The organism is Ruegeria marisrubri, from assembly GCF_001507595.1.
GTDB lineage: Bacteria > Pseudomonadota > Alphaproteobacteria > Rhodobacterales > Rhodobacteraceae > Ruegeria > Ruegeria marisrubri.
In genome coordinates this window covers 91511-109336 of sequence record NZ_LQBQ01000036.1, presented here as the reverse complement: position 1 = coordinate 109336, position 17826 = coordinate 91511, and the positions used below count along the sequence as shown (strand labels likewise).

Here is a 17826-nt window from a genome sequence, read left to right as displayed (position 1 = left end):
GGCGTCAGAAATCCCGCCACAGGGCGAATTTCAGGCCGAGCTGTCGTGTGCGGGACCGCTTGTGCAGCCCGAGCAGCCAGGTCGTCCGGATCCCGGGCGACCGGATCATCAGCGACGGCGTCACGGTCCAGTGGATCGGCTGGCCCGGGACACGGGATGTTTCGATCTGCAGGAGGGGGTCGAACCTGCGCTCCGACGACAAGCCCGCCGTGAGGTCGAGTTTCTGCAAGCGGTCCTGCCCGGTCCGGAACTCGAGCGCGGCGTCGATGGCCATCCAGGCGTGGCCCCAGCGCACCGGAAAGCTGTTCCCGTAAGACAGCGTGGATTTGTACATCATCCGCCAGTCGATCTGCCGATGATGCACGCCGACGCCGAGTTCGGCCGAGACACGCCCTGCCCTGTCGAGATCCGCCAGCGGAACCCGCGCGAACAGCAGGGCGTGACCGTGGAGCGCCTGATTTTCGTTCGCGTCCAGCCCCACGGTCATCCAGTCGAGCAGCCCCCATTCGGCGTAGAGCGAGGATTTGTATTCCAGCCCCCCCTCATCCGTCTTGTGCGCCGTGACGGAGAATGCCGCAAAGCCCTGCCCCTGCTCTCGCAGCCACGCGCCGGCCAGGGCCGGCCTTGCCACCCAAAGGACAATCAGAAAGGCAAGGAGGAACCGACCCATGACATCTCCCTTGGCATGGACCGTCCGCTTTCATGGTTAACAGCTGGTTACTGCCGCCCGGCAATCTTGCTGGCGGTTGCCATGCCGGACGGGAAGTCGCTGGATTGATGCAGGAATTTCGACGCAATCCGAAAAACCTGTGTTAGGCTGAAGCGAAGAAAGGGAGATGCCAGATGCCGAAAATCTCAAAGGACGCAGCTGTCCAGACCGTGATCACCACATTCGAGATGACGCCCGGAACCTGTCAGGATCTTCTCGAGGCGCTGACGGATGCCTATGCGAATTTCATCTCGAAGCAGCCGGGCTTCATCGCCGCGGGACTGCATGTGAACGACGCGCAGACGCGGATCGCCAATTATTCGCAGTGGGAGCGGCGCGAGGATTTTCTGGCCATGTTGCGCACGCCGGAAATGCGCGAGCGGAACCGCAAGATCAATGAGCTGTGCAAGAGCTTTGAGCCGGTCATGTATGACGTGGCGGAAACTTTCGGGTCACCGTGACCTGGATCAAGGTGTCCCGATCCTGTTCACAACAATCTGGCGCTGTCTGAAAGGGGAACGCGAACCATGTATCACAACATCCTAGTGCCCATATCCTTTGACGCTGACCGCGACGTGACGGCGCCTATGAAGCTGGCCAAGATCCTGGCCACGCCAGAGGCCAAGATCACGCTGCTGCATGTGGTCGAACATATTCCGGATTACGCGATCTCTTACATGCCGGTGGAATACCTGACCGAGGCGCGCCGGGCGATCCAGACCGAACTGGATGAAATGGCGGCCAAGCTGCCCAATGCCAAGGCCGAGGTGATCGAGGGCCACTCGGGCCGGTCGATCCTGGACTGGGCCGAGGCCAACAAGCCCGACCTGATCATCATCGCCTCGCACCGTCCGGGGATGCAGGACATCTTCCTGGGATCGACCGCGACGCATGTGGTGCGTCACGCCCGCTGCGCGGTGCATGTCGTAAGGTGAACGTGTTTATTGATGGCCGGCCCGGCGGGGCCGGCCATCAGCGTGCCGTCAGTGCAGGGTGCAGAAGGAGCCATGTTTGGCATCCTTCATCAGCTTGTCAAAGTCCTTTCCCTTCATCTCGACCAGGGTCTTGTGATCTCCGGCCTCGAACCAGACCTTGTCCAGCCCGGTCAGGCTGTCGTCGATGATGGTCGGGACGTCATAGGCGCTGCCCACCGGCGGCGCGGCGCCCAGGTCGCAGTCGTCAAAGACCTCTTCGACCTCGGTTTCCGGCGCCAGGCCGATCCGGCGTGACAGGATCGACTGCAGGCTGGTCAGATCGACATGGTGGTTCGAGGGGACGACGGCCAGCATCGGCCCCTCTTCCATGTGGATGAGGACGGACTTGGCCAGATGGTCGCCCGGCACATGCGCGGCCTCGGCACATTCGGCGGCCGTGGCGGCATAGGGGTGGCGGACCATGCTGAAGGGCAGGCCCTGCGCCTCGAGGTGGTGTTTCAATCGCGCGGCTATGGTCATGGTGTCCTCCGTGGATCCATTGGCACCCGGCCGTGCGTGTCAGGCGCAACCAGGGCGCCATGTCATGAATGATGGGTCATTCTGCGCCCGTTGGCCGAGTCGGGCAAGCCCGGGGCCTCAGAAATCGCCCGGGGCCATCCGGTAGGCCTTGCCGAAGCCGGCATTCAGCAACCCGTCGGTGACCTGGAAGCGGACAAAGCGGAAATCGGCGAAATCGGCGTAGAGCTTCGCCTTGGGCCGCTGCGCCAGGTAGTGATCGCGCAGCGCCGGATGCCCGGGCGCGTCACGGGGGATCAGCTGGGCGGTGCAGTGCAGCGTCAGGCGCGGGTGGGTCAGCGGGTCGCCCTTGTCGCCCGGCTCTCCGATCAGCAGGGCGCAGGCCGGGTTGGCCTCGAGCGCGGCGGTGTGATGCGCAAGGGTCGAGATCAGCGACACCGGCTGCCCCGCCGCGTCGAGCGCCAGCGCGATGCGGGTGACCGAGGGCAGCCCCGTGCCCGGTTGCAGCACCGCCAGCGCGGCGTGGGTGGCGCCCTGCATCAACTGACGAGACAGGGCGCGGGAGGTCTCGTCGGCGGGCTGGAACGGGTCTTGTCGGGTCATCGTGCTGCCATAATCCGGGGTTAGCACAGCATCCATGCCAGAGCCGCCCGAGTCGAGCCAGGAAATCCCCGCGAACCGCCGCTCCGGCCGCCGGCAGAGGCGGGCCGAGGCGCTGCGCAGGCGCGCCCTGTCGCCGCTGCGCATCCTGCTGATGGTGCTGATGCTGCCGGTCACCACATTCGGCATCGCGCTGGGGGTCTACCTGCGCACCTCGCCCTATGAGCCGGCCGAGGCGGTGCTGCACATCGTGGCGCTTGCGGGCTGCGACGCGGCGCAGGCGGTGGGGATCGCGCCGGCCTATCGGGGCGGGCTGGGATATCACGAGCGCAACGACCCGGATGGCGACGGCGTGGCTTGTGGAGTTGCGGTGGAGACAGAGCCGCAAAGCGCGGCCAACGGGCAGGCGCGCGAGGCGAAAGAGCGGATGCTGGGCGGGGCGAAATTCGTGCGGCCGTGAGGGGTGGCGGGGTGAACCCCGCCCTACGGGCAGAAGATACTTTCGGGAAAGGATGTAGGGCGGGGTTTTACCCCGCCGTTTGCGCGATTGCGGAGGTGGGGTGAAACCCCACACTACGCTTGCTTTCCAGACGATTCCGGGCCCTGTTGATTGGAAAGGTGAAACACTCCCGGTCTATCAGGCAAAAGCGGCTTTTGATTCCGCGCCCCGCCGATTTTTTTCGGATAGGTGAGTTCCTTTGATCCGAACATCCCCGAGTAGATAGGTTGCGTTGCAACGATGGCGCTGACCGAAGCTGCCACCAGAAGACCGACCAGAAGATCCACGAAATAGTGGCCGCCAAAAATCGGGGTCGAGGCGATCATCACGATCGCATAGACCAGCACCGGAGCAAATAGCCGTGTTCGCCAGAACGCTGTTGCCAGAAGAACGCCCGCCGCGGTGTGAAACGACGGAAAGGTTACCAGACCTGGCAAATTATATAGGTCCAAAACCACGGGCACGGCGATGTCACGCAAGGCTTCCATGTGCGGTAGATGGTAAACACCCGGAGCATAGATGAAATTCGTGAAGCTTGCGATATCGGGCACCAACATGGCGACAGCGGCTTTGGCGGGAAAAGCTGCACCAACTGCGGTGCATATCAATGCAGTGGCAAAAAAGGCTTCGACGAAGAACCTCGCCCTGCGACCATCCTTCATCGCGCATAGAACGACCAAGGCGACCAAACTGAGCGTTGATAGAGACGTGTAGCTTGCGTCAAGCAGGGCGATCAGGAACGGCTTGGAGTGAATGAACTCGAAGTATTCGCGCCACGGCAGGGCGAGAAGGCGATCCCAACCGAGCAACAGGTCGTCGACGTAGGGAAAGGGCGCCATCATCGTCAGGTGGTTGAACACCCGAATATTCATCCATGCGACTTGCAGGAACAGGAGACCATCACAAAGCCGCATGAGGACGACACGCCAATATGGTAATTGGTGGAGCTCGACCAGTTGGCGTTTCCAGTAACAAACCACCGAGCCCAGAACGAGTATCACGATAAACTGAGGCCAAGCCGCAGTGTATTCGAGGGAAGCTCGCGTGAATGTCAGAACGAAAAGATTGATAACAGCAAGGGAAATGACGGATACATACACCCAAAATGGGCAAATTCGAGTTTCAAGCACGTTTTTTGCATCTCCTAAAAATTGCAAGCATTTCAGATACTTACAATTCATTCAGAAAATACAATCGTGTAAAGAAATCGTAAATTCCCTTACTGATCGTGCAAAAAATGGTGCGGCGCTGAATGCAGCAGTTTTCGGTTGGTTTTCACTGTCTGGCTTGTGCAGTCCGTCGCGCCGGGAATGCGAAATTTACCCTGCGCGTCACCTTTTCCGCCGCTTCACATTCCCACCGCGCTGCCCGGGCCGCCCGGCCGTTGAGCGCCCCTTGGACCGCACCGCATCTTCCGAGGCTTTCTCGACCGCCCATTGCCGCGCCATGGGGTCGTCGACGACGGCCAGGTCGACCGCTTCCAGACGCTTGATCTCGTCGCGGATGCGGGCGGCTTCTTCGAATTCCAGGTTCTCGGCCGCCTTGCGCATCTGCTCGCGCAACCCGTCCAGATGGGCCTCGAGATTGGCGCCGTGCATCGGTTTGTCGATGGTGGCGGTGACGCGGTTCATGTCCACGTCGCCCTCGTAGAGACCGGCCAGAACGTCCTCGACATTCTTCTTCACCGTCTCGGGGGTGATGCCGTGTTCCTCGTTATAGGCGATCTGCTTGGCGCGGCGGCGGTTGGTTTCCTCGAGCGCGCGCTCCATGCTGCCGGTGATGCGGTCGGCATACATGATGACGCGCCCCTCGGCGTTGCGGGCGGCGCGGCCGATGGTCTGGATCAGAGAGGTCTCGGAGCGCAGGAAGCCCTCTTTGTCGGCGTCCAGAATGGCCACCAGACCGCATTCGGGGATGTCGAGTCCCTCGCGCAGCAGGTTGATGCCCACCAGCACGTCGAAGGCGCCCAGCCGCAGGTCGCGCAGGATCTCGATCCGCTCGATCGTGTCGATGTCGGAATGCATGTAGCGGACCTTGATGCCCTGCTCGTGCAGGTATTCGGTCAGGTCCTCGGCCATGCGTTTGGTCAGCGTGGTGACCAGCGTGCGATAGCCCTTGGCGGCGACCTTGCGCACCTCGTCCAGCAGGTCGTCCACCTGCATCTCGACGGGGCGGATCTCGACCTCGGGGTCCAGCAGGCCCGTGGGGCGGATCACCTGTTCGGTGAAGACGCCGCCGGTCTGTTCCAGCTCCCACGCCGCGGGGGTGGCGCTGACGAAGATGGATTGCGGGCGCATGGCGTCCCATTCCTCGAACTTGAGGGGGCGGTTGTCCATGCAGGACGGCAGGCGGAAGCCGTGTTCGGCCAGCGTGAACTTGCGCCGGTAGTCGCCGCGATACATGCCGCCGATCTGCGGCACGGAAACGTGGGATTCGTCGGCAAAGACGATGGCGTTGTCGGGGATGAATTCGAAGAGCGTCGGGGGCGGCTCGCCCGGCGCGCGTCCGGTCAGATAGCGCGAGTAGTTCTCGATCCCGTTGCAGACGCCGGTGGCCTCGAGCATCTCGAGGTCGAAATTGGTGCGCTGTTCCAGCCGCTGCGCTTCCAGCAGTTTGCCCTCGCCCACCAACTGATCCAGCCGCTGGCGCAGCTCCTTTTTGATGCCGAGGATCGCCTGCTGCATCGTCGGCTTCGGCGTGACGTAGTGCGAGTTGGCATAGACCCGGATCTGCTCCATCGTGTCGGTGCGCTCGCCGGTCAGGGGATCGAATTCGGTGATCTGTTCCAGTTCTTCGCCGAAGAACGAGAGTTTCCACGCCCGGTCCTCGAGGTGGGCAGGCCAGATTTCCAAGCTGTCGCCCCGCACCCGGAAGCTGCCGCGCTGAAACGCCTGATCGTTGCGGCGGTATTGCTGGGCCACCAGATCGGCCATCACCTGCCGCTGGTCGTATTCGTTCCCGACCTTCAGATCCTGCGTCATCGCCCCGTAGGTCTCGACCGAGCCGATGCCATAGATGCACGAGACCGAGGCCACGATGATCACGTCGTCACGTTCCAGCAGCGCCCGCGTGGCCGAGTGGCGCATCCGGTCGATCTGTTCGTTGATCTGGGATTCCTTCTCGATATAGGTGTCGCTGCGCGGCACATAGGCCTCGGGCTGGTAGTAGTCGTAGTACGAGACGAAATACTCGACCGCGTTGTCCGGGAAGAAGCCCTTGAACTCGCCGTAAAGCTGGGCGGCCAGCGTCTTGTTGGGGGCCAGGATGATGGCGGGGCGCTGGGTTTCCTCGATCACCTTGGCCATGGTGAAGGTCTTGCCGGTGCCGGTGGCGCCCAGCAGCACCTGGTTGCGCTCGCCCTCCAATATGCCCTGCGCCAGCTCGCTGATCGCGGTGGGCTGGTCACCGGCGGGGGCAAACTCGGTGTGCATCACGAAGCGCTTGCCGCCTTCGAGTTTCAGGCGGGCGCGCACGTCGTCGGCGGTCAACTGGGTCTTGTCGGAATGGGCATAGGGCATGTCTGGTCGGCTCCTCGATCTGCCAAGATTGATCCCTTCGCAGCAGGGTTCAACCCCCCGGGGCGATTGTGGCGGCATTTCCTGCGGAAAGCCGTCCCCGCATCAAGGTTTCTTGAACGGCCGCCCTGCTCTAGAGTGGTTGGCATCAGCAGGGAGAAGGGGGAATGGAGAGCCGGTTGGCCGTTCTGATGTTCGCGGACATCGTCGGATACACGGCGATGATGGAAAGCGATCAGGCGGCCACCATCGAGGCCGTGCGCAAGCTGCACGCCGACCTGCTGGAACCCTTGGTGAATGCTCATGAGGGCACGATTCTCAAGCGGCTCGGGGATGGCTGGATCATATCCTTTGGCAGCGTCGCCTCCTGCGTCGAAGGCGCCATGGAGATCCAGTCGGCGCTGCAAACGGCAAGCGCGCTGAAACTGCGCATCGGGGCGCATATCGGCGAGGTCGTCTCGGATGGGGATGACATCTATGGCTCGGGACTGAACATCGCCCAGCGGATCGAGGCCGAGGCCCCGCCCGGAGGCTTGATGGTGTCGGAGGACCTGTTTCGCCAGCTTTCGGGGCCGGTGGCGTCGGAACTCAAGGATGCGGGGATATTCCGGCTCAAGAACATCGCGCAACCGGTTCGGCTTTATCAATGGCGCGCCAGCCGGCAACGCGGCAACGATCCCGGCGGGATCACCTCGATCGCGGTCGGCGCCATCGAATATGCGCCGCTGGATGCGGAAACGGCGGCCTTGGCCGGGGATCTGCATGATCAGCTGGTGATCCGGATGTCGCGGCGGGTGGGGGTCGTCATTCTGGACGCGGCGGCAATGCCGGTCGAGGATGCGACCTATGACCTGCGCAGCCGCCTGCGCGTGGCGGGCGGCAAGGGGCGGCTCAGCCTGACGCTGGTGCTAAGGTCGGAAGGGCGGCCCGTCTGGTCGGAAAGCTATGACCGGGAAACGGATGACATCTTTGATTTCTGCGATGTCGTTCTGGAACGGGCCGAGGCCGACCTGCGGATCCAGACGAACGCGTTTGACGGCGACCGGCTGGCCCATATCCCCGAAGAGGACCTCAGCATTTCCGAACTGCGGGCGCGGGCCGCGAACGCGTTCTATCGGCTGACCTATGACGACTGGTCAGAGGGGCTGCGGCTGATGAAGCGGGCGAAACGGATGAATCCCAAGGACGGGGTGGCGCTGGCGATGCGGGCCGAGGCGGAAATCATGCTGAGTGCCGCCAGGTACGAGCCTCTGCCCGACGAGTTGCGCGACACGCTCGAAACCGATCTGGACACGGCGGTCGAGCAGAGCCCCAGCAGCGATTACGTCTTTTGGGCGCGAGGCTATTTCCGGATCAACTGCCTGCAGGATGCCGAGGGCGCGCGGGCGGACCTGCAGCGCAGCCGCGACCTGAACCCGGCCTATGCCGAGAACCACGAGCTTGATGGTCACATCCTGATGACCGAGGAGGACTTTGCCGGGGCCGCCGACAGGTTCGGCCTGTTGCTGCAACGGCAGGTCCACAACCCGATGATCCCCTATCGGCGCTTTCTGCGGGCGGCGGCGCTGTACTGCGCGGGCCGGTATGACATGGCTGCGTCCGAGGCCCGCATGGCCGCCGACACCCGCCCGAAAGAGCGCGCGATGCACCTGATGCACGCCCTTGCCCTGCGCGAGGCCGGGGATCAGGGGGCCGCCAAGACGGCCTTTGCACGGGCGGCGAGCCTGGACCCCACTCCGAACGTATGTTCCCGGTGCCCTGTGCTTCCACCATCGCAGGACAGGTTCAGGAACAGTCTGGCGGCCGCGATACGCAGCCCCCAGGGGCGCCTCGAAGGCATTGAACTCTAGAATGGCACCGACTTGGGCCGTGGGGCGCTCGGGGCGTTACCCCCGACCGCCGGCGCCCTCGACCTCGGGCCAGAGCGCCGGGTCCAGTTCCCGGACCATCTCGCGCAGCCGGTCGGCATGGGCCTGCCAAGCACCGATCGACTTGGTATGCACCTTCTGGCGCACCTGGTTGATCGAGGCGGTCCGAACGCGCGCGGTGTTGGCTTCGGGGTGGACCATCTCTTCGGACCAGTCCAGGCCGACGAACTCGGATATCCGGCGCGTCTGGTCCTGCGGGTCCGACACCAGATCGGCATAGTTCACCGTGATGAAACGATCGGCGCAGACGCTTTCCCAGTGCCGGATATACTCGCGATACAGGTTCGCGTGCTCGGCGATGCCCTTCATCCGCCGCGCAAAGTTCATCGTGTCGGAGCTGAAGTTCTGCTTCCACATGGACAGGGCCACGTCGCGCGGATCGCGTGCAAGGTTGATGATCGCGGCATTCGGAAAGGCCGCCAGCAACAGGCCGATGTGGCGATAGTTGAACGGGTTCTTGTCCACGAAGGCGATGGTTCCTTCGGGCACGGGCGGCAGTTCGGCCCTGAAATCAGCCGCAAAGTTGCGCACCATGTCGGCGCTCACGGCCTCGGCGTCGGCGAAATACTTGCCGTAAAGGCGCAGGCCCGCCGTCAACTCTCCCATCGGGGCGACGCCCTGGGGCCTGGTCAGCATCATCTCGAGCAGGGTCGTCCCCGACCGAGGCTGCCCCACCACGAAGATCGGTTTGGGCTCATCTTCGGGCATGTCAAAATCGGGAACCGATGGGAACAGCGCCTTTGTGCGTTCAAGTTCACGTCGCCACGGACCCATGTCATAGGGCCGCATCCGGGTCGCAATGGCTTGCGCCTGGTCGAACATCTCCATGGATTCGACCTTTTCGCCGAGCCGGTCGAGTACATTCGCGGTCGCGAAGAGCAAGGTCATGCGTTCGCCTCGCCCCAGGTCGGTATTCTGAAGCCGGTCCCGCAGGACGTTCAACATCTTCGGAAGCTCGGATTTCTTTTCCAGCTTGGACAGGGCGAACAGCGGCGAGACCTTGCCGGGGTTCTGTGCAAAGGCCCGTTTGTAAATCTCGCAGGACTCCTCCTGCCGCCCGAGTTCGTTGAGATGATAGGCGGCGTTGAGCATCGCCTGCCGGTTGTGGGGATCACGTTTCAGCATCGCCCGGAAATCGGCCAGGGCATCCTCTGAGCGGTTGAGCTCGGTATAGGCCTTGCCGCGCAGGTCATAGGCCTCGATCATCGATTTCTGCCCGGCGATTGCCCTTGTCGCCCAGTCAATCGTGCCCAGGAAGTCGGACTGGGCGAAACAGGTATGGGCCAGGATGTAATACAGGCGGGGCTGGCCGCCATGTTTCTCGAGCAGCCCGTCCGCCAGCTTGCGCGCCTTTTCCGGGTATCCGCCGGACGCGAGGGCCTGGACATAGTTGAAATTGAACTCGAGATTTCCGGGCGCCAGCTTCACCGCCTTCTGGAAATACGGGATGGCGTCGCGGTTGCCCTTGGCGTGGGTCATGCAGATGCCGGCCGCGTTTTGCAGGGCAGCGTTCTTGGGCTGCTTCTTGGCTTCTTTCTGGGCGCGCTTCAGGGCCGCGGCGGTTTTGCCGACGGCCAGGTCGCTCTTGATGCGGGAAAGGAGGTCGACGGACACGGAACCCTCATGCAGATTGTTGTCCGACGGTATATCCGGGCCACCTCACCGTCGCAAGCAAGCTGGTGGCGCAACGGCCGCCCTGCGACCTTTCCGGCCTTGCCGAGGCGCACGCTCTGGCGCATATAGGGGCGAAGCCAAAGCCTTTGCGGAGACACCCCATGCGCGCACGGATTTATCAACCTGCAAGAAACGCGATGACTTCGGGTATGGCCAAGACCCGGAAATGGGTTCTGGAATATGCGCCCGCCTCGGCGCGCGAGGTGGACCCGTTGATGGGGTGGACCTCATCGCGGGATACGCAGACCCAGGTGCGTCTGCGCTTTGACACCAAGGAAGAGGCGCTGGACTACGCCAAGGCGCACGGCATCGACGCGCTGGTCACCGAGCCGCACAAGCGCAAGCCCAACCTGCGGCCCCGTGGCTATGGCGAGAATTTCGCAACCGACCGCCGCGGTCCCTGGACCCACTGAATGATCGAGATTCGCGAGGCCGACCCGGCCTCGGATGACCTGCGCCCGATCCTTCAGGCGCATCTGGCGCACAGCGCCCAGGCTGGTCCGGCCGAGAGCAATCACACGATGGATGCCGACGCCCTGCGCGAACCGGGCGTGCGGTTCTGGGCCCTCTATGACGATGGCGTGCCCCTCGGCTGCGGAGCGCTCAAGGCGCTGCCGGACGGGACCGCCGAGGTGAAATCGGTTCACGTTCTGGCCGCGGCCCGGGGGCGCGGACTGGCGCGCGTGATGATGGATCACCTGGCCGAACAGGCCCGCGAGAGCGGCGCAAGCGCCCTTGTTCTTGAGACGGGCGCCGCCCACCTTGCCGAATATGACGCGGCGCGCAAACTGTATGAGGCGCTGGGATATTCCTATTGCGACCCGATTTACGGTTACGCCGAAGATCCCAACAGCGCATTCATGCGCTTGGCTCTTGAACCCGGCCGTTAAAACCAGCAAGAAAGGGCGCAGCGGTCCCGTAGCTCAACTGGATAGAGCAGCTGACTTCTAATCAGCAGGTTGAGGGTTCGAGTCCTTCCGGGATCGCCACCATTTTTGCAAGTTGACGTTCGACATCCAAAGTCCGTTTTTACGACAAAAACGGTTTTTTGAATTGCCCTCGAATCTACCTTCCTTTTAGCGCAGTTCTTTCAACAGCTCGTGTGTCGTGTAGCGGTTCGTTCATTCCGGCCGGGTTCGATGGCGCAACCCAATCAGGATGCGTTGACACAAGGCAATTCAGGCCAAATGGCACTGAATTGCCAGTCGCTTCATCAACAGCAGGTCAGCTCCATCACCCGCATTTTGAATGGCCACAGCTGGCGCAGGTCATGCAGCCCTCGACCATGCGCATCTCGTATTGGCCGCAGCTCGGGCAGGCCTTGCCGCGGGGCAGGTCGGCATTCACCACCTGCTGCGCCTGCGGGTCGGACTTGAGGCCCATTCCCTCACCCTCGAGGAAACCGATGGCGATCAGGTGCTGCTCGATCACACCGCCGATGGCCGCCAGGATCGAGGGGATGTATTTCCCCTTCACCCAGGCACCGCCGCGCGGGTCGAACACGGCCTTGAGTTCCTCGACGACGAAAGAAACGTCACCGCCCCGGCGGAACACGGCCGAGATCATGCGGGTCAGGGCCAGCGTCCAGGCGTAGTGCTCCATGTTCTTGGAGTTGATGAACACCTCGAACGGGCGCCGCCGCCCGCCGATGATGATGTCGTTGATGGTCAGATAGATCGCGTGCTCGCTGTCGGGCCATTTCAGCTTGTAGGTCGACCCCTCCAGCGATTGCGGGCGGTCCAGCGGTTCGGACATGTAGATGACGTCGCCACCATCTAGTTCATGCGGTGCGTCGGCGCTCTCGCCCGGCGCCTTGTCCGCGCTTTCCGACACGCTCAGGACCGAGCCGGTCACGTCGTTCGGGCGATAGGTGGTGCAGCCCTTGCACCCCTGATCCCAGGCCTGCATGTAAACGTCCTTGAACTCCTCGAACGAGATGTCCTCGGGGCAGTTGATCGTTTTCGAGATCGAGCTGTCGACCCATTTCTGGGCCGCCGCCTGCATCTTGACGTGCTCGGCCGGGGTCAGCGTCTGGGCGTTGACGAAGTAGTCGGGCAGAGCCTTGTCGCCGAACTTGTCGCGCCACATCTGCACCGCGTAGTCCACCACCTCTTCCTCGGTGCGCGAGCCGTCCTTCTGCAGCACCTTGCGGGTGTAGGTATAGGCAAAGACCGGCTCGATCCCCGACGAGACGTTTCCGGCATAGAGCGAAATCGTCCCCGTGGGCGCGATCGAGGTCAAGAGCGCGTTGCGGATGCCGTGTTCGCGGATCGCCGCGCGCACGTCCTCGTCCATCTGCTGCATGGTGCCGCTGGCCAGGTATTTTTCCGTATCCAGCAGCGGAAAGGCCCCCTTCTCGCGCGCCAGATCGACCGACGCCAGATAGGCCGCGCGGGCGATCTGGTGCAGCCATTCCTCGGTCTGGCGGGCCGCCTCGTCCGAGCCATAGCGCAGGCCCAGCATCAGCAGCGCGTCCGCCAGTCCGGTGACGCCCAGACCGATCCGGCGCTTGTTCTGCGCCTCGTTCTTCTGCTCGGGCAGCGGGAATTTCGAGACATCGACCACGTTGTCCATCATGCGCACGGCGGTCGCGACCAGTTCCTTCAGCGCGTCCAGATCGAGACGCGCGCCTTTTTCGAACGGGTCGGCCACCAGACGGGTCAGGTTGATCGAGCCCAGCAGGCAGGCGCCATAAGGCGGCAGGGGCTGTTCGCCGCAGGGGTTGGTGGCGGCGATGGTCTCGCAATAGCTCAGGTTGTTGGCCTGGTTGATCCGGTCGATGAAGATCACGCCCGGTTCGGCATAGTCATAGGTGGCCTGCATGATCTTGTTCCACAGATCGCGGGCCTGCACCGTGTGATAGACCTTGCCGTCAAAGACCAGTTCCCACGGGCCATCGGCCTTGACCGCATCCATGAAGGCATCGGTCACCAGCACCGACATGTTGAACATGCGCAGGCGGGCCGGGTCGGATTTGGCGGTGATGAACTGTTCGATATCCGGGTGGTCGCAGCGCATGGTCGCCATCATCGCGCCCCGGCGCGAGCCGGCGGACATGATGGTGCGGCACATGGCGTCCCACACATCCATGAACGACAGCGGCCCCGAGGCGTCGGCGGCCACCCCATGCACGTCTGCGCCGCGCGGCCGGATGGTCGAGAAATCATAGCCGATCCCCCCGCCCTGCTGCATGGTCAGCGCGGCCTCTTTCAGCATGTCGAAAATGCCGCCCATGCTGTCGGGGATCGTGCCCATCACGAAACAGTTGAACAGGGTCACCTGCCGCGCGGTGCCCGCTCCTGCGGTGATCCGCCCGGCGGGCAGGAACTTGAAGTCCTCCAGCGCCTCATAGAACTTCTCTTCCCAGTGGTCCGGATCCTGTTCGATCCGCGCCAGATCCCGCGCGATGCGCCGCCACGTATCCTCGACCGTCAGATCGATCGGGCTGCCATCCGCTTTCTTGAAGCGGTATTTCATGTCCCAGATCTGCTCGGCGATGGGGGCGGCAAAGCGGCTCATTCGGTGATTCCCTGTCTTGAAAGAGACGGTCATATTAAACCCATTGCGCCTGCCGCCACAACAGCTTGATGAAAGGCACCAGGGAACTACAATATCAAGATGACCCTTGGGACGACTCTGTGGGGGAGTTGTGGATAACTACGTGAACCTGATCAAACTTTCGGTCGGCTCGGAGAGCGTCGACAGCCTCGCCGCGTGGCAGGACAGCTACCGGCTGCGCTTTGACGACCACCTGCCGCGCCACATCACCCGGATGTGGCCCAAGCGCGAGGCCGAAATCCTGAACGGAGGGTCCATCTACTGGGTCATCAAGGGCGTGGTGCAGTGCCGCCAGCGCATCCTGCGTCTGGACGAGGTGACAGGGCAGGACGGCATCCGCCGCTGCGCCATCGTGCTGGACCCCGAGATTCACCGCACCCAGGGCGCGCAGAAACGCCCCTTTCAGGGCTGGCGCTATCTCAAGCCCGAGGACTCTCCGCCGGACCTGCCGAAAGAGCGGGCGCAGGACGACACGCTGCCGGACGAGTTGAACCGGGCACTGGCGGAAATCGGCGTCCTGTGATCCGGGCCGCGCCCCGACGCGCCGTTACCCCAACCGCTCCATGATCGCGTCGAGGGCTTTTTTCTCGGATGGTCCGTACGCTGCCGTGCGGCTGCGCCACAGGGTCGCCTGAGATTTCAGGATCACCCCGTCGCTGAGGATCTTGAGGTGATTGGCCCGCAGGGTCTCGCCGGTCGAGGTGATGTCGGCAATCGCCTCGGCGGTTTCGTTCTTGACCGTCCCCTCTGTCGCGCCCTGGCTGTCGACCAAGGCGAAATCAGCCACCCCGGCATCGGTCAGGAACTCGCGCACCAGCCGGTGATACTTGGTCGCGATCCGCAGCCGGTGGCCGTGCCTGGCCCGGAAGGCCGACGAGGCCGCATCGAGATCGTCCAGCGTATCCACATCGACCCAGCAGGCCGGAACCGCGATGATCAGATCCGCCTGGCCGAAGCCCAGGGGCGCCACCTCCTGAACCTGCTGTTCCCAGCGCGGCAGTTTTTCATGCACCAGATCGGTGCCGGTGATGCCCAGGTGAATCCGCCCCGCCGCCAGTTCGCGCGGGATCTCGCCCGCCGACAACAGCACCAGCGACACGCCGTCCACGCCATCCACATGGCCCGCGTATTCCCGGTCGGATCCGGTGCGCGACAGGGTGATGCCGCGCTTTTCGAACCAGGCGAAGGATTTCTCCATCAGCCGCCCCTTGGAGGGCACTCCCAGCTTCAGGCTCATCGTGCCGCCTCCTTGATCTCGAGCATCAGGTCAGGCCGCAACACACCCCCGACCGCCGGGATTTCCGCGCCGTTGCCCAGCATCCGGGTCAGCGCATCATAGCGGCCGCCGGTGGCGATGGGCGGAAGGTCGGGACGGCGCTCGGCATAGAAACCAAAGACGAATCCGTCGTAATACTCCATCGAGGTGCGCCCGTAGGAGGCCTCGAAATCCAGCTTTTCGACATTGACGCCGCGCGCCTGAAGGGCGTCGATCCGCGCCTCGACCCGGTCCAGCGCGCCGTTGATCTGGGGCAGGTCCACCGCCACGTCGCGCAGATGTTCCAGCGCGAAGGGCATGGTCTCGCGGACCGAAAGAAGGGTTTCCAGACCCGCCAGTTCCGTCTCCGAGATCGGATCGGCAGCCGCATCCGCCCGCAGGGCCTCGATCCGCTCGGCAATCTCGGCCTTGCTGCGCTTGCCCAGGAACGGCACATCGATCGCCATCGGGTCGTCAGCCTCAAGCAGGGCCGCCCGCGTCGGCGGCATCTGCGCGCGCCCGCCAAACCGGTCGAGCAGCGCCCGGAACCGGCGCGGCCGCCAAATATGGCGCATCAGCGCGGCCTTGCGCCGATCGGTGGTCCGCAGCCCCTGCACCGCCGCCATCAACACCCCGATATCGCCCGTCGCCGCACGCAACTGCAGCCCTTCGAGCGCCTCGAAGATCAGCGCGAAAACCTCGGCATCTGCCGCGGCGGGATTGGTGCGGTCGAACACCTCGTATCCCACCTGGATGTATTCATTGGCCCGGTCCGGGTCATGCTCCTGCCGCCGGAACACCTCGCCCGCATAGGTATAGCGGGCGGGCTCGGCCCCGTGCTCCATGTGCTTCTGCACGACCGGAACGGTAAAGTCGGGTCGCAGCATCTGCTCGCCCCGCAGGGCGTCGGACGTCACATAGGCCCGGCCCCGGATATCCTCGCCATAGAGGTCCAGCAGGGTTTCGGCCGGTTGCAGGATCGGCGTCTCCACCGCCGCCGCCCCGGCCTGCTCGAAATGGCTCCGCAGGCGGGCCGCGAGCTCGAGTGTCTCGGCGCGGTTCCGCATCAGCCCTGCTCGTCCTGAGACGCGAGAATCTCGCGCACCTTGGCCACCAGGTCGCCCCGCGCCACTTCGAACTGGCTCGGACGTTCCTTCCACTCTTCCAGAGTCGCGCTCTGGGCGATCTTGGCGCCAAGGATCAGGTCCTTGATCTGCACGATGCCCCTGGCCTTTTCGTCGCCGCCCTCGATGACCGCGATGGGCGAGTTGCGCTTGTCCGCGTATTTCAGCTGGTTGCCGAAGTTCTTGGGGTTGCCCAGATAGACCTCGGCCCGGATGCCCGCATTGCGCAGCTCGGCCACCATCGCCTGGTAGTCGGCCATGCGGTCGCGATCCATGACGGTCACCACCACCGGCCCATGTTCCTCGGCCTTGATCCGGCCCTTTTCACGCAACGCCTCCAGCAGACGGTCGACACCGATCGAAACGCCCGTCGCCGGCACTTCCTGCCCGGTGAACCGCTTGACCAGATCGTCATAGCGCCCGCCGCCCGAGACCGAGCCGAACTGGCGCTTGCGGCCCTTTTCGTCGAAGATCTCGAAGGTCAGCTCGGCCTCGTAGACCGGCCCGGTGTAATAGCCCAGGCCGCGCACGACCGACGGGTCGATCTCGATCCGGTCGGCCCCATATCCGCCAGCCTCGAGCAGCGCGCCGATCTGCTCCAGCTCGGCAATGCCCTCGGCACCGATCCTGCTGTCGCCCACGGCGGCCCGCAGGTTGGCCAGCGTGGCGGCGGCGTCATCGGACTTGGAGGTCAGAAAGGCGATCACCGGCTCTGCCTGATCCGCGCTCAGCCCCACACCGTCGATGAACGCGCCCGAGGCATCCAGCCGCCCGGTCGTCAGCAACTCGCGCACGCCCTGCTCGCCCACCTTGTCGAACTTGTCGATGGTCCGCAGCACGGCGTCACGGGCCTCCAGCCCCTCGGCCAGCCCCATCGTTTCCAGCACGCCGTTCAGAACCTTGCGGTTGTTGACCCGCACCAGATAGTCACCGCGCGGGATCCCCACGGTTTCCAGCGTGTCCGACAGCATCGCGCAGATCTCGGCATCCGCCGCCATCGAGGCAGAGCCCACGGTGTCGGCATCGCACTGGTAGAACTGGCGATACCGCCCCGGCCCCGGCTTCTCGTTGCGCCAGACCGGGCCCATCGCGTAGCGGCGATACGGCGTCGGCAACTCGTTGCGGTGCTGCGCATAGACACGGGCCAGCGGCGCCGTCAGGTCATAGCGCAGCGCCATCCAGTCGCCCTTGCCCTCTTCATCGGCCTCCTGCCAGGCGAACACGCCCGCATTGGGGCGATCCACGTCCGGCAGGTATTTGCCCAGCGCCTCGACGGTCTCCACCGCACTGCTTTCCAGCGCGTCAAAGCCGTAGCGATGATAGACACCGGCAATGGTCCGCAGCATCTCGGTGCGCTGCGTGACTTCCGAGGCGAAATAGTCACGAAACCCTTTCGGCGTGACGGCCTTGGGGCGGGGCTGTTTCTTGGGCTTTGCCATTCGGGGCGTCCTCAGGGGAATTGCATTCGCAGCGCGGTCTAGCCCAAGGCCCCGGCATGAGCAAGGCAATGCGC

Annotated in this window: 17 protein-coding genes and 1 tRNA gene; 8 read left to right on the top strand and 10 right to left on the bottom strand. The window is 63.8% G+C overall.

What is annotated here, in order from left to right; translation table 11 throughout:
• Positions 1–4: 4 nt before the first annotated feature.
• On the bottom strand, positions 5–670 hold the full coding sequence (locus AVO45_RS16105) for a hypothetical protein (protein WP_068349057.1): 666 nt from the start codon (positions 668–670) through the stop codon (positions 5–7).
• 173 nt (positions 671–843) lie between these two features.
• Here AVO45_RS16105 and AVO45_RS16100 point away from each other — a divergent pair, with 173 nt between their 5' ends.
• Positions 844–1170 carry an antibiotic biosynthesis monooxygenase family protein gene (locus AVO45_RS16100; RefSeq protein ID WP_068349055.1) on the top strand — a complete coding sequence of 109 codons (327 nt, stop codon included), beginning with the start codon at positions 844–846 and terminating at the stop codon, positions 1168–1170.
• Between the two features lie 66 nt (positions 1171–1236).
• Complete coding sequence (locus AVO45_RS16095) at positions 1237–1644, top strand: universal stress protein (protein ID WP_068349052.1); 408 nt, start codon at positions 1237–1239, stop codon at positions 1642–1644.
• A gap of 48 nt (positions 1645–1692) precedes the next feature.
• On the opposite strand, the gene AVO45_RS16090 is transcribed toward AVO45_RS16095, so the two are convergent.
• Both AVO45_RS16090 and AVO45_RS16085 read right to left on the bottom strand, forming a co-directional pair.
• Positions 1693–2163, bottom strand: coding sequence for an aminoacyl-tRNA deacylase (locus AVO45_RS16090; protein ID WP_068349049.1), 471 nt, complete (start codon positions 2161–2163; stop codon positions 1693–1695).
• Positions 2164–2280: 117 nt separating this feature from the next.
• A complete protein-coding gene (locus tag AVO45_RS16085; protein WP_240482158.1) occupies positions 2281–2799 on the bottom strand; it encodes a HugZ family pyridoxamine 5'-phosphate oxidase in 519 nt (172 codons plus the stop codon).
• Between AVO45_RS16085 and AVO45_RS19810 the strand changes: the two genes are divergently transcribed.
• Complete coding sequence (locus tag AVO45_RS19810; RefSeq protein WP_157770186.1) at positions 2798–3220, top strand: excalibur calcium-binding domain-containing protein; 423 nt, start codon at positions 2798–2800, stop codon at positions 3218–3220. The two genes, AVO45_RS16085 and AVO45_RS19810, sit on opposite strands and share 2 nt — an antisense overlap.
• A 113-nt stretch (positions 3221–3333) precedes the next feature.
• Here the strand turns inward: AVO45_RS19810 and AVO45_RS16075 are convergent, their stop codons facing one another.
• Both AVO45_RS16075 and uvrB read right to left on the bottom strand, forming a co-directional pair.
• On the bottom strand, positions 3334–4389 hold the full coding sequence (locus AVO45_RS16075; protein WP_205627904.1) for a phosphatase PAP2 family protein: 1056 nt from the start codon (positions 4387–4389) through the stop codon (positions 3334–3336).
• A 201-nt stretch (positions 4390–4590) separates the two neighbouring features.
• Positions 4591–6777, bottom strand: coding sequence for an excinuclease ABC subunit UvrB (gene uvrB, locus AVO45_RS16070; protein WP_068349045.1), 2187 nt, complete (start codon positions 6775–6777; stop codon positions 4591–4593).
• Between the two features lie 164 nt (positions 6778–6941).
• Here uvrB and AVO45_RS16065 point away from each other — a divergent pair, with 164 nt between their 5' ends.
• Complete coding sequence (locus AVO45_RS16065; protein ID WP_068349042.1) at positions 6942–8624, top strand: adenylate/guanylate cyclase domain-containing protein; 1683 nt, start codon at positions 6942–6944, stop codon at positions 8622–8624.
• Positions 8625–8660: 36 nt separating this feature from the next.
• On the opposite strand, the gene AVO45_RS16060 is transcribed toward AVO45_RS16065, so the two are convergent.
• Entirely contained in the window at positions 8661–10316 is a 1656-nt protein-coding gene (locus AVO45_RS16060) for a tetratricopeptide repeat-containing sulfotransferase family protein (RefSeq protein WP_068349039.1), read from the bottom strand.
• A gap of 161 nt (positions 10317–10477) precedes the next feature.
• On the opposite strand from AVO45_RS16060, the gene AVO45_RS16055 reads away from it, so the two are divergent.
• The 3 genes from AVO45_RS16055 to AVO45_RS16045 all read left to right on the top strand — a co-directional run bounded on the left by AVO45_RS16055 (position 10478) and on the right by AVO45_RS16045 (position 11365).
• The gene (locus AVO45_RS16055; protein WP_068349035.1) at positions 10478–10789 is read left to right on the top strand and encodes an ETC complex I subunit; all 312 of its coding nucleotides are present in this window, start codon (positions 10478–10480) and stop codon (positions 10787–10789) included.
• Complete coding sequence (locus AVO45_RS16050; RefSeq protein ID WP_068349032.1) at positions 10790–11266, top strand: GNAT family N-acetyltransferase; 477 nt, start codon at positions 10790–10792, stop codon at positions 11264–11266.
• A gap of 22 nt (positions 11267–11288) precedes the next feature.
• Positions 11289–11365: transfer RNA gene (locus AVO45_RS16045), tRNA-Arg, on the top strand.
• A 244-nt stretch (positions 11366–11609) separates the two neighbouring features.
• Here AVO45_RS16045 and AVO45_RS16040 read toward each other — a convergent pair.
• The gene (locus AVO45_RS16040) at positions 11610–13895 is read right to left on the bottom strand and encodes an adenosylcobalamin-dependent ribonucleoside-diphosphate reductase (protein WP_068349029.1); all 2286 of its coding nucleotides are present in this window, start codon (positions 13893–13895) and stop codon (positions 11610–11612) included.
• A 130-nt stretch (positions 13896–14025) separates the two neighbouring features.
• On the opposite strand from AVO45_RS16040, the gene AVO45_RS16035 reads away from it, so the two are divergent.
• Positions 14026–14457, top strand: coding sequence for a DUF1489 family protein (locus AVO45_RS16035; RefSeq protein ID WP_068349026.1), 432 nt, complete (start codon positions 14026–14028; stop codon positions 14455–14457).
• Positions 14458–14481: 24 nt separating this feature from the next.
• Here the strand turns inward: AVO45_RS16035 and hisG are convergent, their stop codons facing one another.
• The 3 genes from hisG to hisS are packed head-to-tail and all read right to left on the bottom strand — an operon-like array spanning position 14482 to position 17752.
• Positions 14482–15171, bottom strand: a complete 690-nt coding sequence (gene hisG / locus AVO45_RS16030) for an ATP phosphoribosyltransferase (RefSeq protein ID WP_068349023.1) — start codon at positions 15169–15171, stop codon at positions 14482–14484.
• Positions 15168–16256 (bottom strand): ATP phosphoribosyltransferase regulatory subunit, encoded by a 1089-nt coding sequence (locus tag AVO45_RS16025; protein ID WP_068349020.1) that lies wholly within the window; start codon positions 16254–16256, stop codon positions 15168–15170. Before AVO45_RS16025 ends, hisG begins: the two co-directional genes overlap by 4 nt.
• On the bottom strand, positions 16256–17752 hold the full coding sequence (hisS, locus tag AVO45_RS16020) for a histidine--tRNA ligase (RefSeq protein ID WP_068349017.1): 1497 nt from the start codon (positions 17750–17752) through the stop codon (positions 16256–16258). Before hisS ends, AVO45_RS16025 begins: the two co-directional genes overlap by 1 nt.
• Positions 17753–17826 lie beyond the last annotated feature (74 nt).

Bases quoted from the DNA above. Each gene is read 5' to 3' on its own strand.
- AVO45_RS16105 (WP_068349057.1), bottom strand. From the start codon at position 670: ATGGGTCGGTTCCTCCTTGCCTTTCTGATTGTCCTTTGGGTGGCAAGG.
- AVO45_RS16100 (WP_068349055.1), top strand. From the start codon at position 844: ATGCCGAAAATCTCAAAGGACGCAGCTGTCCAGACCGTGATCACCACA.
- AVO45_RS16095 (WP_068349052.1), top strand. From the start codon at position 1,237: ATGTATCACAACATCCTAGTGCCCATATCCTTTGACGCTGACCGCGAC.
- AVO45_RS16090 (WP_068349049.1), bottom strand. From the start codon at position 2,163: ATGACCATAGCCGCGCGATTGAAACACCACCTCGAGGCGCAGGGCCTG.
- AVO45_RS19810 (WP_157770186.1), top strand. From the start codon at position 2,798: ATGCCAGAGCCGCCCGAGTCGAGCCAGGAAATCCCCGCGAACCGCCGC.
- AVO45_RS16085 (WP_240482158.1), bottom strand. From the start codon at position 2,799: ATGGATGCTGTGCTAACCCCGGATTATGGCAGCACGATGACCCGACAA.
- uvrB (WP_068349045.1), bottom strand. From the start codon at position 6,777: ATGCCCTATGCCCATTCCGACAAGACCCAGTTGACCGCCGACGACGTG.
- AVO45_RS16065 (WP_068349042.1), top strand. From the start codon at position 6,942: ATGGAGAGCCGGTTGGCCGTTCTGATGTTCGCGGACATCGTCGGATAC.
- AVO45_RS16055 (WP_068349035.1), top strand. From the start codon at position 10,478: ATGCGCGCACGGATTTATCAACCTGCAAGAAACGCGATGACTTCGGGT.
- AVO45_RS16050 (WP_068349032.1), top strand. From the start codon at position 10,790: ATGATCGAGATTCGCGAGGCCGACCCGGCCTCGGATGACCTGCGCCCG.
- AVO45_RS16040 (WP_068349029.1), bottom strand. From the start codon at position 13,895: ATGAGCCGCTTTGCCGCCCCCATCGCCGAGCAGATCTGGGACATGAAA.
- hisG (WP_068349023.1), bottom strand. From the start codon at position 15,171: ATGAGCCTGAAGCTGGGAGTGCCCTCCAAGGGGCGGCTGATGGAGAAA.
- AVO45_RS16025 (WP_068349020.1), bottom strand. From the start codon at position 16,256: ATGCGGAACCGCGCCGAGACACTCGAGCTCGCGGCCCGCCTGCGGAGC.
- hisS (WP_068349017.1), bottom strand. From the start codon at position 17,752: ATGGCAAAGCCCAAGAAACAGCCCCGCCCCAAGGCCGTCACGCCGAAA.